15 protein-coding genes are annotated in these 14,380 nt (G+C 35.1%); 6 read left to right on the top strand and 9 right to left on the bottom strand.

What is annotated here, in order from left to right:
• Positions 1 to 77 precede the first annotated feature (77 nt).
• Together ACQKIM_RS12230 and ACQKIM_RS12225 are read left to right on the top strand one after the other, a co-directional pair.
• Positions 78 to 1,280 (top strand): YbfB/YjiJ family MFS transporter, encoded by a 1,203-nt coding sequence (locus tag ACQKIM_RS12230; RefSeq protein WP_427544058.1) that lies wholly within the window; start codon positions 78 to 80, stop codon positions 1,278 to 1,280.
• A gap of 151 nt (positions 1,281 to 1,431) precedes the next feature.
• Positions 1,432 to 1,953, top strand: coding sequence for a DUF6886 family protein (locus ACQKIM_RS12225; protein ID WP_427544055.1), 522 nt, complete (start codon positions 1,432 to 1,434; stop codon positions 1,951 to 1,953).
• A 51-nt stretch (positions 1,954 to 2,004) separates the two neighbouring features.
• Here the strand turns inward: ACQKIM_RS12225 and ACQKIM_RS12220 are convergent, their stop codons facing one another.
• On the bottom strand, positions 2,005 to 2,490 hold the full coding sequence (locus ACQKIM_RS12220) for an NUDIX hydrolase (protein ID WP_427544052.1): 486 nt from the start codon (positions 2,488 to 2,490) through the stop codon (positions 2,005 to 2,007).
• Positions 2,491 to 2,683: 193 nt separating this feature from the next.
• Between ACQKIM_RS12220 and ACQKIM_RS12215 the strand changes: the two genes are divergently transcribed.
• The 3 genes from ACQKIM_RS12215 to ACQKIM_RS12205 all read left to right on the top strand — a co-directional run bounded on the left by ACQKIM_RS12215 (position 2,684) and on the right by ACQKIM_RS12205 (position 4,914).
• Entirely contained in the window at positions 2,684 to 3,136 is a 453-nt protein-coding gene (locus ACQKIM_RS12215; RefSeq protein WP_427544049.1) for a DUF523 domain-containing protein, read from the top strand.
• A 114-nt stretch (positions 3,137 to 3,250) separates the two neighbouring features.
• Positions 3,251 to 3,817: a sigma-70 family RNA polymerase sigma factor gene (locus ACQKIM_RS12210; protein WP_427544046.1), complete on the top strand. Its 567-nt coding sequence runs from the start codon at positions 3,251 to 3,253 to the stop codon at positions 3,815 to 3,817.
• On the top strand, positions 3,814 to 4,914 hold the full coding sequence (locus ACQKIM_RS12205; protein ID WP_427544043.1) for a DUF4179 domain-containing protein: 1,101 nt from the start codon (positions 3,814 to 3,816) through the stop codon (positions 4,912 to 4,914). Before ACQKIM_RS12210 ends, ACQKIM_RS12205 begins: the two co-directional genes overlap by 4 nt.
• Positions 4,915 to 4,970: 56 nt before the next feature.
• Here ACQKIM_RS12205 and ACQKIM_RS12200 read toward each other — a convergent pair whose 3' ends face one another.
• Together ACQKIM_RS12200 and ACQKIM_RS12195 are read right to left on the bottom strand one after the other, a co-directional pair.
• Positions 4,971 to 7,361: an FtsX-like permease family protein gene (locus ACQKIM_RS12200; RefSeq protein WP_427544040.1), complete on the bottom strand. Its 2,391-nt coding sequence runs from the start codon at positions 7,359 to 7,361 to the stop codon at positions 4,971 to 4,973.
• 3 nt (positions 7,362 to 7,364) lie between these two features.
• On the bottom strand, positions 7,365 to 8,123 hold the full coding sequence (locus ACQKIM_RS12195; RefSeq protein ID WP_427544037.1) for an ABC transporter ATP-binding protein: 759 nt from the start codon (positions 8,121 to 8,123) through the stop codon (positions 7,365 to 7,367).
• 191 nt (positions 8,124 to 8,314) lie between these two features.
• Here ACQKIM_RS12195 and ACQKIM_RS12190 point away from each other — a divergent pair, with 191 nt between their 5' ends.
• A complete protein-coding gene (locus ACQKIM_RS12190; protein WP_427544034.1) occupies positions 8,315 to 9,082 on the top strand; it encodes a DUF4184 family protein in 768 nt (255 codons plus the stop codon).
• A 140-nt stretch (positions 9,083 to 9,222) separates the two neighbouring features.
• Here ACQKIM_RS12190 and ACQKIM_RS12185 read toward each other — a convergent pair whose 3' ends face one another.
• From ACQKIM_RS12185 to ACQKIM_RS12160, 6 genes are all read right to left on the bottom strand, one after another.
• On the bottom strand, positions 9,223 to 9,708 hold the full coding sequence (locus ACQKIM_RS12185; protein ID WP_427544031.1) for a DinB family protein: 486 nt from the start codon (positions 9,706 to 9,708) through the stop codon (positions 9,223 to 9,225).
• A gap of 74 nt (positions 9,709 to 9,782) precedes the next feature.
• On the bottom strand, positions 9,783 to 11,222 hold the full coding sequence (locus tag ACQKIM_RS12180) for a sensor histidine kinase (protein ID WP_427544028.1): 1,440 nt from the start codon (positions 11,220 to 11,222) through the stop codon (positions 9,783 to 9,785).
• A 9-nt stretch (positions 11,223 to 11,231) separates the two neighbouring features.
• The gene (locus tag ACQKIM_RS12175; RefSeq protein WP_427544025.1) at positions 11,232 to 11,942 is read right to left on the bottom strand and encodes a response regulator transcription factor; all 711 of its coding nucleotides are present in this window, start codon (positions 11,940 to 11,942) and stop codon (positions 11,232 to 11,234) included.
• A gap of 6 nt (positions 11,943 to 11,948) precedes the next feature.
• The gene (locus ACQKIM_RS12170; RefSeq protein WP_427544022.1) at positions 11,949 to 12,662 is read right to left on the bottom strand and encodes an ABC transporter permease; all 714 of its coding nucleotides are present in this window, start codon (positions 12,660 to 12,662) and stop codon (positions 11,949 to 11,951) included.
• 21 nt (positions 12,663 to 12,683) lie between these two features.
• Complete coding sequence (locus ACQKIM_RS12165; protein ID WP_427544019.1) at positions 12,684 to 13,562, bottom strand: ABC transporter ATP-binding protein; 879 nt, start codon at positions 13,560 to 13,562, stop codon at positions 12,684 to 12,686.
• A gap of 572 nt (positions 13,563 to 14,134) precedes the next feature.
• Positions 14,135 to 14,362, bottom strand: a complete 228-nt coding sequence (locus ACQKIM_RS12160; RefSeq protein WP_427544017.1) for a hypothetical protein — start codon at positions 14,360 to 14,362, stop codon at positions 14,135 to 14,137.
• Positions 14,363 to 14,380 lie beyond the last annotated feature (18 nt).

Genomic DNA, 14,380 nt, shown 5'->3' with positions numbered 1-14,380 from the left:
TATAAATTATATATTAGATTTATTAATTTTCACTCTGTATCCTTTAATTACTATAAAGTTTTAGGGGAGGGGACGAGATGAATCGACAGCACATCGGAATTTTATTTGGAGGGGTACTGTTGCTCGTAGTGGCAATGGGCATTAGCCGATTTGCCTTTACACCAATTTTGCCATTTATGCGTCATGATGTCGGATTTTCTTTTGAAGTTGCAGGATTTTTGGCATCAAGTAATTATATTGGCTATTTTATTGGAGCATTATGGGCAGGATTTATACATCGCAATAGAAAGAACTTTTTATTATTAAGTGTTGTCTTAAATGTCCTTTCTGTTGTTCTTATGGGAATCATTGGAATATACAGTGTGTGGCTTGTACTTCGTTTGATTGCAGGCATAACAGGGGGACTTATTTTTGTTTTAACATCGAGCATTATTATGGATTACTTAGCAAAGCGCTCACTATCACGTTGGTCAGGCTATTTATTTAGCGGAATTGGCTTAGGAATTGCTATCTCAGGTTTATTCGTACCAGTTCTTGAGGAACAATTTGCATGGCAGGGTACATGGATAGGTTTAGGGATTTTATCAGCGCTGTTCTTAGGCATTACGTATATTCTTTGGAGAGGATTAGATGTACAAGATAGCAAGAAGGCTGCAAAATCCTCCGATGCAAAAATGACAAAGGGTTTTATGCCGTGGTTAATAATGTCATATGGCTTAGAGGGCTTAGGTTATATCATCACAGGTACATTTTTAGTTGATATTATTCATAATATTCCTTCACTCCAAGCGTATTCTTCCTATAGTTGGGTTATCGTTGGGGTAGCAGCCATACCTTCAGCACCAGTTTGGACCGTGTTATTAGAAAAGTTTTCTGCAATAAAAATCCTGTTTGTGGCTTACATATTACAAGTGTTGGGTATCCTGCTACCAGTATTTTCACAAACTGTTTGGAGCGTATTATTATCTTCGTTTTTATTTGGCTTAACATTTGTAGGGATTGTGACGCTGACAACTTCCTATGCACGTCAGCTTTTCCCAACTCAAAGCGGTCCTGTTGTATCTTTATTAACAACATTCTATGCATTTGGACAAATTATTGGACCGATTATTGCGGGGCAACTTGTAGAAGTTTATAGCAGCTATAAAGCAGCACTTGTATTTGCTGGTGGCATAGTATTTCTTGCCTTGCTCGTTATGTTGTGTGGGCGATTGTTAACAATGAAGCAGCAAGCTGCATTAGAAAATATATTGACCATTAAAACACAATCGAATTCCTAAAAAAAGCCTGAAATTCACTTGGAATTTCAGGCTTGAATATTTTACTTATAGAAGGTGTGCCTCTATCTACATGATATAAAATATTAAATATAAGTTCAGAAGACTTACATTGTACAGATTTTATTGTTTTTAGAAATAAGGTGGGAAGTACATGAGAATATTTCATGTCAGTGAGGAAAGTGATATCCTTGTCTTTCATCCTCGATTACCTGAACGAGCAGATTTAGATGCAACTAAAGGGCTCGTATGGGCTATAAATGATAAATGCCTCCCTAACTTTTTAACGCCTAGAAATTGTCCAAGAGTTTGCTATCATATAGGTGCAGAAACAACAGAACAGGATATACAAACTTATTTCACCTCTGCATCTGCTTCACATGTAATTGTAATTGAAAGCAAGTGGTTTGAAACAATGAAAAATACGACACTTTATCTATATGAATTTGATATCCATGGATTTACGTTACAGGATCAGGTAGCAGGCTATTATACGAGTGAAACAACTCAGCTACCTATTGCTAAATTTGAAGTGGAAAATTTATTTGAGGAATTATTTAAGCTTCATGTAGAAGTACGGGTAGTCGATAGCCTGTGGGATATTTATGATAATATACAAAAAACAACATTAAATTGGTCGATGTGCAGAATGCGATTTGCGCAGCCAAGAAAATAATTAGACAAGTCTCGTAAACACTACTATCACGTTTACGAGGTCCTTTCAGATTTAGACAGTAAATGTATGTACTAATGGGATACTTATCATTTCAATTAATTTACTATCTTTATAAGTAAATATGTATTCATAATTGGTTGATTCATCTAGCATCTTCGGTAAATAATATTTTAAATCTGCTATTCCTACATTTTGAGGATGCAAAATCCAAGTTAAGTCTTTCCAATCAAGAATACCTTCTGCAACCTTAATGGGTGTCACATATGGGTAGGAGTCTGGTAGTTCGGCAATAAATGCATACATGCACCCAAAGTTAGTGATTCCATCCGTCCATGTTATTTTTCCTTTGTATGTAATGTCTTGCAAAGCAATGCCGGTTTCTTCGTTAATTTCTCGTAATGCACCGACTAATGGCGTTTCACCTTGCTCAATTTTTCCACCGACACCATTCCAAGCGCCCATCCATTGTGGCTTATCTCTATTTAGTAATAATATTTTGTCTCCTTGCTTAAGAAAACAAATTGTATATTCAACCAAGCTTTTTCCTCCTTTAATTCAAAAAATGTGCCATAGTGGTCTTAAGTCTACTATAGCAGTTGTACCAAGAGGAAGTTATAATAAATGTGACTTACAATCCATATTTAGGATAAAAATATTGTATCAAAAAATATAAATTTGACGTGATATTTAAAAAATGCCTTGTTGATGAATGAGAAAATGAGGAAACGTTGTGATATTAATCAGTTCTTGCTTAGCGGGATTAAAGGTACGCTATAACGGTACAGATAGTTTAGATGAAAGAATACAACAGCTGGTATTAGAAAATAAGGCTGTAACTGTGTGCCCTGAATTGATGGGAGGCTTTACTACACCTCGTGAGCCCGCTGAAATAGTTGGCGGTGATGGGGAAGATGTTCTTGATGGAAATGCGATTGTAGTGGAAAGGTCTGGCCGTGATGTAACGGAGCTGTATCTAAAGGGTGCCTATGCAACTTTACATAAAGCGCTTGAACTTGGCGCGACTAAGGTAATCTTAAAAGAGTATAGCCCATCCTGTGGCAGTGCAATGATTTATAATGGTGATTTCAATGCTACAAAGAGAATCGGTGCAGGCGTTACATCCGCACTGCTAAGAAGAAATAATATAGTGGTTATTTCAGAAGAGGATTTTTTTACAAAATAATAAAGTGAATTCCTTGCGTATAAAGGAATTCTTTTTTTTTTGAGAGAAAATGCTTGATATGGTCGTTGTATAGGATGTAGAGGCCTATACAAGAAGTTGAGAGGAATTGGTGCCATGAAATCGAATGAGAAAAATTTCATTAAGCGATTAAAACGACAGAAAGAGGATGCTCTTGAATATGTCGTGGATCAGTACTTATCGCTTGTGAAAGGTGTTATTTATAAGGTGCTTGCACCATTGCAACAGGATTATATAGTTGATGAATGTATTAATGATGTCTTTTTAAGTATTTGGGACAATATTGAGCAATTTAAAGGAGGTACTGATGATTTTCGAAAGTGGCTATGTGTCATTGCTAAGTTTAAAGCATTCGATTATTACCGACGAGCAGTAAAGAATAGAGAAGTATCCTCAAAGCACCCAGACTTACTAATCGACCCTTCAGTTGAGGAAGTGGTCATTCAGCTTGAAAATCAAGAAGAATTAGTAAAATTAATCAACACACTTGATGCTATAGATCAAAAAATATTTATGATGAAATTTTTCCTTGGTATGAGCACGAAGGATATTGCAATTCAAGTTGGTTTAACAGGTGCTGCTGTTGATAATCGCATATATCGAGGCAAGAAAAAATTACAGCAGCAAGCAATTGAATTAAAGCTTGGAGGTAATCCGTCATGAAGGGAATTTATAAATTTTTCAACGATGTGCAATTAGATAATAAGGAATTTACTGAACTGGATGTTAGTGAATTTGAAAAAGCTCAGGTAAAAAAGCGATTAAAGCAAAGCCTAAAGAAAAAGAAAAAAAGAGTGAGATGGTCGCAAATAGCAGTAGCAATGCTTTTTATAGGATTATCAGGGGCGATACTAGGCTATACCTTTCCAGCCAATGCAGGAAGCATTCCTATTGTAAGAAACATCTTTCAATTTATAGATGGAGAAAGATCTTCGCTTTATGAAAATTATAAAGAATTTTCAACAGCTATAGAATTATCCGACGTAAGTAAGGGTGTGGAGATATCGATTAATGATGCCCTTTACGATGGTGAAACAATTTTTGTAACCTATTCTCTCAAAAGTAAAAAGAAATTAGGTGACCATCCAAGAATCCATGATACTTCTTCTTCAGTAAAGGATGCAGATGGCATGGCCTGGGGATCGGAAATAAAAAGAGTAGACGATTACAATTATGTTGGTATGTTAACAGTTGGAAATTTCGGAACAAATGTAGGGGATACAGCATACTTAGTATGGGATATTGATAAGATTTTAACGGAAGAGAATACAATGATTAATGGTCACTGGCGTTTTGCTTTTTCTGTAGAGGCAACCACAAAGCACACGCAAATAGTCAATAAATCCTCGACTCTTGATGATATCAAAGTATCAGTAAAAAAAATCACCCATACACCGATGTCCACCATTGTATATGTAAGGCAACAATTAGATCAGCATATTTTAGATTATTGGAATAATATTGAACTAGACTTTACAATGACAGATGATAAGGGGAATAGCTACGATGGTTTAAGTCATGGGGGGCGAGGTTATCCACATGATCTTAGTATAGGTAAGACGTTTGGAAAAGTTGACGAAAGAGCAACTACACTGAAGATTATGCCACATATCCGGCTCATAAAGTCATCTGTAAATGAAGATGAACAAATAGAGGAAAAGAATGCCTTTGGCGAAACTGTTGTGAGGAATAGCCCTGTAGAAATAGAGGACTATAAAGAAATAAATCTTGAACCGATCGTTATTGAATTGAAAGAATAGGTAAGATATGAAAAGATGAAACTGCCCTCGCTCTTTTATAGAGTAAGGGCAGTTTTTTATTCAACAAGTAGAATTCGAGGTGAGGTTTTGGCGATTACTTTCGTGGATACCCAACAACCAAGACAGGCTGCCACAACACTTAAGAAAGATAATCCGATGGTTATTGGCCAATTTATCACAAGAGGTAATTCTAGTAAGCCATATTCTAAAACAATACTTTGTAAAGCTACGGGAATTACTTTTACACCGATAAAAATTCCAAACATAGCCCCTAGTGATGAAAGTAATAGAATTCCAGATGTAATAGACCATCGAATAGTATTTGAGGTCATACCAATAGATTTAAAAATTCCGTAAGTTCCGCTTTCTTTTCTTACGTTTATTCTGGAAACACTAAAAATAATGATGAATGTTACAACAATAAATAAAATTCCGATAACAGATAATGGGATGATTAAAACAGCGACCACAACTTTATAGACATCATATAATAATGTTTGTTGTGTGACAGCTTTGACAGAGCTTTTAAAGTTATTGTTTAAATCATCAACGATTTGAGTTGATAATGTCTCATCTACCAAATTGATCATACTGATTTCTGAAGCAGAATAGGTAGCATTATAAACTTTGATTACATCAGCGGTAATTCTCGCTGAATTAGACATATTGGCGATTGATTGATAAATACCAGTTACAATCAAATGATGCTGCTTGCCTTCGATATAGACTTCTACAATATCTCCTACATTTTTGTGTAAAGCCTTCGCGACATTAAGGCCAATGGCGATTTCATTTTTTTTTACAGGATTACGGCCAGAAATTGTCTCGTATCCAGCAACATCAAAACTACCTTCAATGGTATTGACATTAATATTTAGTGGTTGATTTGATTCATTAGGGAGGACCCCTGTAAATTGATCGAACCAAGCGTGATTTTTTATGCGTTCATCTGAGCGTAAAAATTGTTCAAACTGTTGTTTTGAAAATGTTGCCTCATTAAAAACCGTTACAACAACATGTGATGAATCGTAGCCCAATGCTGGTGTGTTTTGTTTGATGTTGGAAATAAAGCTATTATGAATGACTGCACTAAACACTAAAATTGCAGAAGTAATGGCTGTAAGAACAATAATTAAAATCGAACTTTTCATATTTTTAGTAATGTTTTTAATGCTAATTTGAAGTTGAATCGGCAAATTAACTAAATTAGAAAGACGATTAGAGTTGTTTAAACGCCGATTCAACTTACTGTTTGCAAATTCTGACATACCGTACTTAATTGCTTGTACTGGTTCAACGTGACGTGCTTTGTTTGAGTAAATGAACGCAGTAAGGATAACAATGACAAGGATTATGACAGCAAGTAGCATAGTGATTCTAAAATCTTGAATAATCGTTAAATGCTTTCCGGCCTTTAAATAAGATAAAGAGCTTTCTATGACCACTCTGGAAAGGACTGTACTGGCAATAAGACCCGGAATAATTGAAACCATGGATAATAAACCAAATTGTAAAACATAGGTCGCACTAATTTTCCAAGAAGTGAGTCCAAGAGATTTGATAACACCAATCGTTTTATAGTTCGTTAAAATGGCATCTGAAATACTAAAACCAATAATAAACAATGAAATGAATAACATTGCTACACCAAAAGCGATCATGATAAAGCCGATAATTTTATTAATAATAAAATTAAACGAATAGAGATCCACGTATTCCATTTTTGATTCAAGGTAGGGGCCGTTTAAAAATTTTTCGAATTCTTTCCAATAGTTTGCACTTTGCTGATAATCATCAAAGCGAAGAGCCATCATATAATGTTCAGACCCTATCATCGTATCAAATTGTTTATGATAGTCAGAGTCGTTCATCCAAATACGAGCATTCGTTGTGAAGGGTCCACCATATGGCAAATCTACAACGATACCAGAAACGTTTAATATAAAAGCTTTTTCGCCAGTGTTAAATTCAATAGCATCTCCAAGTGAAATATTCGAAGTAGTAGCCATCGATGTGGGAATCCAAATTGTTCCCTCAGTAGGATAGTCCTGATTTTCACCCTCTGAAAATAGTAATTGATCAATAGCAAAGGGCGTTTTTGGTGTATTCATCATAAATAAGTAGAGATCATTTGGCGTTTCTGCACCATTCGCTGTAAAGCCAGATAAATTTCTATAAGGAATGAGATTCGAGGCAGAAACCCCTTGTTGTTCTTGCCACCAATTGTTGACAGTGTTTGGATTATGAATATCCTTACCCATCGTTAAAATTTGATGTGCCCCATTTGAATCACGATGTGTTTTTTCAAAAATATTGCTTGTATTCATAATAATTATTACAGAGGTGGCTAATAAAAGGGTAGATAGCATAATTAGGATTGCTAATAGGACATTTTGGATTTTCCTTTTCTTAATATGTGCAAAGCAAAGTGTAAGTATTGCGTGCATTTTTTACTCCTTTCCTGCAACATATGAGAAGATAATATTTTCACGCTCTTGTATGCTAGCATCATCGTATTGATCGAAGTCTAAAATACCTCCAATTTTTCCATCCTGAATGATAATAAGCCGATTAGCACGACAGGCTGCTTTTATATCATGCGTAATCATCACGACAGACTGACCCTTGTTATTTAAATTCGTTAAAATATCTAAGACAGCTACACCTTGATCGTAATTTAAACTACCAGTTGGTTCATCTGCAAACAGAATCTCTGGGTCATTGACTAATGCTCTAGCAATAGCAGCTCTTTGTTGCTGTCCACCAGAGGTTTGCGAAGGTAAACGATTTCGTTGCTCTTCTAGTCCCATTTTATTTAATAGCATCTCCGCTTTTTTTAACACATCTTTTTTAGGATATTTTGCAATATATCCTGGCAGGGTGATGTTTTCTAGCAATGTCATATCCGGGACGAGATTACTACTTTGATAGACATATCCAATTTTTTTAGAACGAAATGTAGCTAACTGCTGTTCGGTAAATGTATCCAGCCTTTCTCCATGAAAATAGACTTCACCAGTCGTAATGGAATCTAGACCACTTAAAAGATAAAGCAGTGTCGATTTACCTGAACCGGAGTTTCCCATAATAACAGTAAAATCTCCTTTATATATTTCGATATTAATATTTTTTATTGCATGAAATTGCTCACTCCCTGTGGAATATGTCTTGCATAGATTTTGAGCACGAATAAGTACCTCTTTTCCCACGAGAATACCGCCTCCATCGATTTTATTTCTTTTAGTGTAAGGGGGATTTATTATAAGGGCCTTATTAAATTATTAATAAATTATTACAACAGAAAAATCTGTTGATAAATTCATGTAGCTCTTTCAGTCTAAGAACTTTTAGAAATGAAAAACGTTGAAATATAGATGCTGTGAAAGAGGAGGGGATTATTATGCCATTAACATTTGCCCATCCAGCGGCAGTAATACCATTCTGTAGAAAAAGCAGATATATTAATTTTTCCGCAATGGTTTTGGGAAGTATGGCTCCTGACTTTGAATATTTTTTACGAGGCCAACCAATAGGGGAAATAGGGCATACTTTCACAGGTTTTTTTCTATTAAATCTCCCTTTAGTTTTAATGATTTACTTTATTTATCATCAAATTATACGTTTGAATGTAATCCATCATTTACCTACCTTTCTACAGGATACATCTAGCTACAAAGTGGAGGGAAGTAAAACATGGAAGACAGTCGTTTTTTGTTACTCAGCGATAATTGGAATGTTAACTCATGTAGTATGGGATTCTTTTACACATATGCATGGATTTATGGTAATGAGTTTCCCAACTCTTAGCCACACTTTCAATGTGTATGGCTATCAAATACCCATTTATAAATTTTTACAACACGGCAGTACACTTTTTGGAATTTCGCTAATTATCGGCTATATGTTTTACAGAGCATCACTAAATAAGAATAAAGATACTTCGAAAATTAGCGCTAAAAAGAAACTCTATTTTTGGGCTTTATTAGTTATTTTAACACTACTATATGTAAGTATTTGGTGCATGATTGATTGGGTACCAATTAGTAGCTATGGAAAAATAGTTGTGCGTTTTATAGATTCATTTTTTGGAAGTTTACTAACCATTTGTTTAGTTATAACATACCATCAAAAAAAATCAGATTATCGTAATAAAAAAGTGCTCTCTTGAAAAGATGTATTTTTATCCCGCGTAACCAGTCGTAGAAGCTTGATCAGTAGGAATGAAGAAAACCCTCTCAGATTAAACCTTTAGTATAAAGACAAAAATAAGCTTTGGATATAAGAAGGGTCCAAAGCTCTTTCCTAAAATTATAATGTTTTCACTTGCTCGATTTTTAATCCGAAAATTTGAGGCGGTTCAATCTTGTTCATTTGTAAATATGCAGAGATTTGTCCACGATGATGAATTTCATGTTCGGGAATCGACATAAGTATTCTCCATGCACTTACTTCATGACCATGAAGGGTTAAAACCTTTTTTGACAACACATCGTTACCTATTTTCAATAGCCCCTCTGTTAATTTAGTTTGACATGACTCTAAATAATTAGATATATCCTCTATGGAAGCCCCATTACTAGTATCATGTCCCGTGTACGTCCACGAGCCATGTTCAAATATACCTAGAAACATCAAACGAGCTGATGCGATATGCCGCAATAATTCACCTATAGAAAATTTAGCTTCAGAGGGCTTCCAATCTAAAAGTTCATCAGGTATTGCGTTCATATATTGCATCGTTCGTTTATGAATACCATCTAAATATTTTACATATTCCTCTATGTCATGAATCATGTCTTCACTCTCCAATTTTTTTCTGATTTTCATTACTTATATTCTTAATTTTTCGAAATTATCCTCTTAGAAATTTAAATAATAGGAAGAGTTAATGTAAATGTTGTTCCTATATTTTGTTTGCTTTTAAATGAAATAGAACCATTATGCGCTTCCATAATATGCTTACAAATAGACAACCCGAGTCCAGCTCCTTCATTTTTCACAGCAGTCTCTCCAGTAGCCTGAATACCTCTGAAGTATCGTTCAAAAATAAAAGGCATATCCTCAGGTAGCATTCCATTACCATTATCTATGACATTAATGTATAGTAATTGGTTTTCAATATTGATGGAAACGGTTATGGAATCGCCTTTAGAGGTATGCTTTAGTGCGTTCGTAATAAGGTTTGAAAGTACCTGCTCTAGTCTATGCTCATCTGCTCGAATAAGGACATTAGGAATATGCTCTGGCTCGATAAATTGAATGCCGGTCGTTTGGACGTAATGATGAATTGGATGCAAAATATTCGTAAAAACATCTTTGCTATACTGCTCTGTTAAGTTAACTGGGATATGCCCAAGCTCCTTCAACGTGTGAATAAATAAATCATCAATTAGCCTGGACATTTTTTCAGTATTTGTCTGTATAATTTGAATGTATGACATAAGAGAATTCGTATCTGGACAAATTCCCTCTGAAATAGCATCTAAATAGGCTTTTATTGTTGTTAGAGGTGTTCTTACCTCATGCGAAATACTTGAAATGAGCTTTTTCTGGTTTTGCTCCTGTTCATCTCGTTGTAGCGTAAGATTTTTTATTTCTAATCGCATTTGATCAAATACTGCATATAATTCACCAATTTCATCTACTCTCGGATACTCCGTTTTCTGTTCATAATTCCCTTTGACAATTTCTTCGGTACTTTTTTTCAAATCATTTAAAGGAAGTAAGATTTCCTTATTAGCCTTCCTTGTAATGTAAATGGCAAGGCAAATGATTAAAAAACATAATAGACCACTTATAAATAAAATTGAAAAAATGCTAGTATTAGGCTGTTCCATGGGAAAGAGTACATCTTTATCGATGGTGAAAATAGCGTTACCTAGTTGTTCATTCGTCTTACTAATTATAGGAAAGGCAATTTTTATGATCTCAGGTTGTTGTTGAGAAGTAAATAAATCATAATGTAAATCGTTTTTTAAGCTGATAAACTGTGAAGGGTCATCTTCTATTGAATTAAAAATAATTTTCCCATCTAATTGAACAACTGTGATATCTATATCTTCACTATTGCTCATTTCCTGAAGGGAATTGCGTAAATTTAAATTTTGTTCGAGACTTGTAAAATGGTCTTCTATGTACAATAAAACGTTATTTACCTGTAAGCGAATTTGATTGATAACGTACTCATTTGATGGTTCCTCATTTTGTTTAACAGTAGTAAGCAGTAAAAGAAGGAAACAAATAAATAATAGAGAAACACAAATTAGTATAGACCATAGCCATTTCTTCATCCAAATTTTTAAATACATTGTGCTCTCCTACGAATGATTTTGAGTACTAAATTTATAACCAACACCCCAAACAGTTTGAAGGTAGACAGGGCAAGATGGATTGACTTCAATTTTTTCACGGAGACGTCTAATATAAACAGTTATCGTGTTTTCATCACCATAGGTGTCATAGCCCCAAACAGCATCAAGCAGCTGCGTTTTGGAGAACACCTGATTACTATTTTTCATTAGAAAAAATAACATTTCAAATTCTTTTGCTGATAGAGGAATGTGCTTTTGATCAAGGGAAAAGGTATACTCATTTTTATTGATAATCATATGATCGATTTGAATCAGATCCATCTTTTCTGTATTGTCCTGCAGCCATCTATACTGTTTCCGTAAATGGGCATTTATTCTTGCAACAAGCTCACTTAAGGAAAATGGCTTCGTCATATAATCATCTGCACCGAATCCTAGACCAAGAACCTTATCAGTATCACTGCTGCGAGCACTTAAAATTAATATCGCAACATTGCTATCTTCTCGAATTTGACGACATAATTCGATGCCATCACAATCAGGGAGAGATAGGTCAAGAATAACAAAATCAGGACGGCTATTTTTTATAGCTTGAATAGCCTCATGTCCATTTTGAGCGATATAAGGCTCAAAATGGTTGACGCTTAAATAGTCTCTAATAATAGTAGCAATATCACTTTCATCCTCTATAATTAGCACTTTTGCTTTTTTTAACATAGAAACCTATCTCCTTAGTAGTTTTCGATTAGCTAGGAGGAAGAACACCATAATGACTAGGCTCGCATAAATAAATATCCAAGCAAATTGCCAATAAAAAATGCTTGGTATTGTTGTTATGGAATCTTCTGAATTCATCATTTCTAACGAAAGACGGACTGGTGGAAGCAGCCAAGTAAGACCTTTCACTTGTGATATTGTCTCGTGTAAAGCAGCGGCTACAACAGAGATTAGTAAGATGCCTAGCACACCCCACCAAGTATTGTGCCTATTTTTAACAAGCTCTCTTGTACAGATAGCTGAAAGTGCAATAGCTAGTATAGCTAAACTAAAGTGAGCAAGGAAGCCTAGTAATAGATGTAAAAATCTTGGCGTTTCTCCAAAGGCACCAATAACAGTAGGGTAAAGTACTGATATAAAGCTTAAGCCTAACGCAATCAGTCCACAAATAATGAAAATTGCTAAATTGTATTGTGTTCGACCTTTAGCATGTAGCGTTGTTATTACTTTTTGCTCCTCATCCTCCGCGTGAAATAGTGTGACCGTAAACCATCCCATTAGAAAAAAGAGCATAATGGCTGTGAATGAATAGCTATCTAATATAGGATTTGGAACAAAGGTATAATTGACGACAAGACATAGCACAAAGATTGAAAAAGGTGGAACATATTGATAAGTCCTTAAATAATTGATAAATTGATAGCGTAATAAACTAAGCATTCTAGTGTCTATTCCTCCTCGTTAAAATTGATTATAGAAATGTTCCTCCTGATAGTTGACTGGCATTAATTGTTTGATGGAGACATTTTTGCGTAGAAGGTCTTCTAAAATACGATTGGTATCCTCTAATTTAATCACAGTAACAATTTCAAAATGGTCAGAATTTAACTGATTTTGCTCTAGAATATCAAGAAAAGGATATAGGTTTTCCAATAGTGCCAGATCGCCAATCTCAAAAATTAATCTATTATGCTGTGTCTGATTGGAATTGAATGAATCTGTTTGGATGATTTTATTATTCTGAATTACAAAAACGGTGTCAACAAGATGCTGAAGCAATTTCGTTTCATGACAGGTTAGGACGATGCTTAAACCCTTGTCTTTTAAAATAGAGAGGGTTTCTTCTAGATCACTCTGTGCCTTTGGATCAAGACCTGATAATGGCTCATCCAATATTAGTAGATCCGTATTTTCAAGCATTGCCTGCATAATCATTACCTTTTGCTTCATGCCTTTTGAAAAATTAATGATACGAATATTCCTTGATTCCTGTAAATGAAACATTTCTAGTAAATCATCAATTTTTTGCTGTAATTGTTTTGTTGCCATTCCTCGAATACTGCCCATATGAAAAAGATATTCTTCTGGCGTAAATAAAATATGTGAAGGTGTCACCTCTGGTACATACCCAATTTTTAAAGACTGTTGGTGTTTAATAACTGCACCACTGTCGGCATCTATTAATCCAGAAATGATTTTTAAAAGAGTGCTCTTTCCAGAACCGTTCTTTCCAACAAGAGCTATTATTTGGTGGGCATAAATTGATAAGTAAGCATTCTCTAAAATCTTTTTGCCTTTGTATTGTTTAGAGATGTTCTGTATTTCCATTATCATCTTCATTTTTATACCCCTTTATTTTATTGATATTTTGGTAAAATACATATGTACGATGGCACTAATTGTAAAACTAGTATAGTTGAATATCTGCTCTTTTACTATGAAAATGATGGGGTAATTTTCTATTTTTGGTCATTACGTTCAAAAGAGTTCTGCCTAGGAAATGGCAGAACTCTTCAAAGTGTTGAAAAATTAAATAGTCAAGGGACTTTTTGTGAATATTTAGTCAAAATGAAGGTGATTTCCGTTCCAGGCTACTCGCTTTGCCGCTGACGCTTCGCTTTCGCGCAGAGCAAGGGCTTCCTGTGGGCGAGCGACGAGCCGCTTCCTGCGCTGGAGGAACGAAGACTAAGTGCGTCACGTCCTGTGACAACGCCTTCGTGACCAACATCGTGTTGGCCTCAGTTTCTCGTCTGTCTCGCTATCCCACAATAGTGTAGAACTTTAAATATTTTCTTCCCTCAAAAGTAAAGTGAAGTAAAAGCATGTTACTCACCATCATTAAATGGATAGAATATTGGTACAAATTCTATAGCTGTTAACCTACATTTTATGCGTAAAACTACTTTGTAACTTTACATAAAGTACTCCTCTGTTTTCGCATTGAAAAATGTTATCAAAGCTCCATTTTTGCACAATATAATGATGGCTAAGACTTCAAATTTATCACTATATATTTGTGTGAATTGCCAGAAGAAAATACGATGAGCAAAGGTTGATTGGAGTGTAGACTGAGTGACTCCTCGGGGATTCAGCGTCACAGATGAGACCCTGGAGCGAGCTACGCGAGTGAAGCGGCTCATCGGACGCCCCCAGGAAAG

Source organism: Lysinibacillus sp. NPDC047702 (assembly GCF_050272555.1).
Lineage (GTDB): Bacteria > Bacillota > Bacilli > Bacillales_A > Planococcaceae > Lysinibacillus.
Note: the sequence above shows the minus strand (reverse complement) of the source record. Positions and strands in the feature narration are given on the sequence as shown.

Excerpts from the sequence above, each read along its gene's own strand:
- ACQKIM_RS12165 (WP_427544019.1), bottom strand. The coding sequence starts at position 13,562 with ATGAAGATGATAATGGAAATACAGAACATCTCTAAACAATACAAAGGC.
- ACQKIM_RS12190 (WP_427544034.1), top strand. The coding sequence starts at position 8,315 with ATGCCATTAACATTTGCCCATCCAGCGGCAGTAATACCATTCTGTAGA.
- ACQKIM_RS12205 (WP_427544043.1), top strand. The coding sequence starts at position 3,814 with ATGAAGGGAATTTATAAATTTTTCAACGATGTGCAATTAGATAATAAG.
- ACQKIM_RS12230 (WP_427544058.1), top strand. The coding sequence starts at position 78 with ATGAATCGACAGCACATCGGAATTTTATTTGGAGGGGTACTGTTGCTC.
- ACQKIM_RS12170 (WP_427544022.1), bottom strand. The coding sequence starts at position 12,662 with ATGCTTAGTTTATTACGCTATCAATTTATCAATTATTTAAGGACTTAT.
- ACQKIM_RS12210 (WP_427544046.1), top strand. The coding sequence starts at position 3,251 with ATGAAATCGAATGAGAAAAATTTCATTAAGCGATTAAAACGACAGAAA.
- ACQKIM_RS12225 (WP_427544055.1), top strand. The coding sequence starts at position 1,432 with ATGAGAATATTTCATGTCAGTGAGGAAAGTGATATCCTTGTCTTTCAT.
- ACQKIM_RS12175 (WP_427544025.1), bottom strand. The coding sequence starts at position 11,942 with ATGTTAAAAAAAGCAAAAGTGCTAATTATAGAGGATGAAAGTGATATT.
- ACQKIM_RS12185 (WP_427544031.1), bottom strand. The coding sequence starts at position 9,708 with ATGATTCATGACATAGAGGAATATGTAAAATATTTAGATGGTATTCAT.
- ACQKIM_RS12200 (WP_427544040.1), bottom strand. The coding sequence starts at position 7,361 with ATGCACGCAATACTTACACTTTGCTTTGCACATATTAAGAAAAGGAAA.
- ACQKIM_RS12180 (WP_427544028.1), bottom strand. The coding sequence starts at position 11,222 with ATGTATTTAAAAATTTGGATGAAGAAATGGCTATGGTCTATACTAATT.
- ACQKIM_RS12160 (WP_427544017.1), bottom strand. The coding sequence starts at position 14,362 with ATGAGCCGCTTCACTCGCGTAGCTCGCTCCAGGGTCTCATCTGTGACG.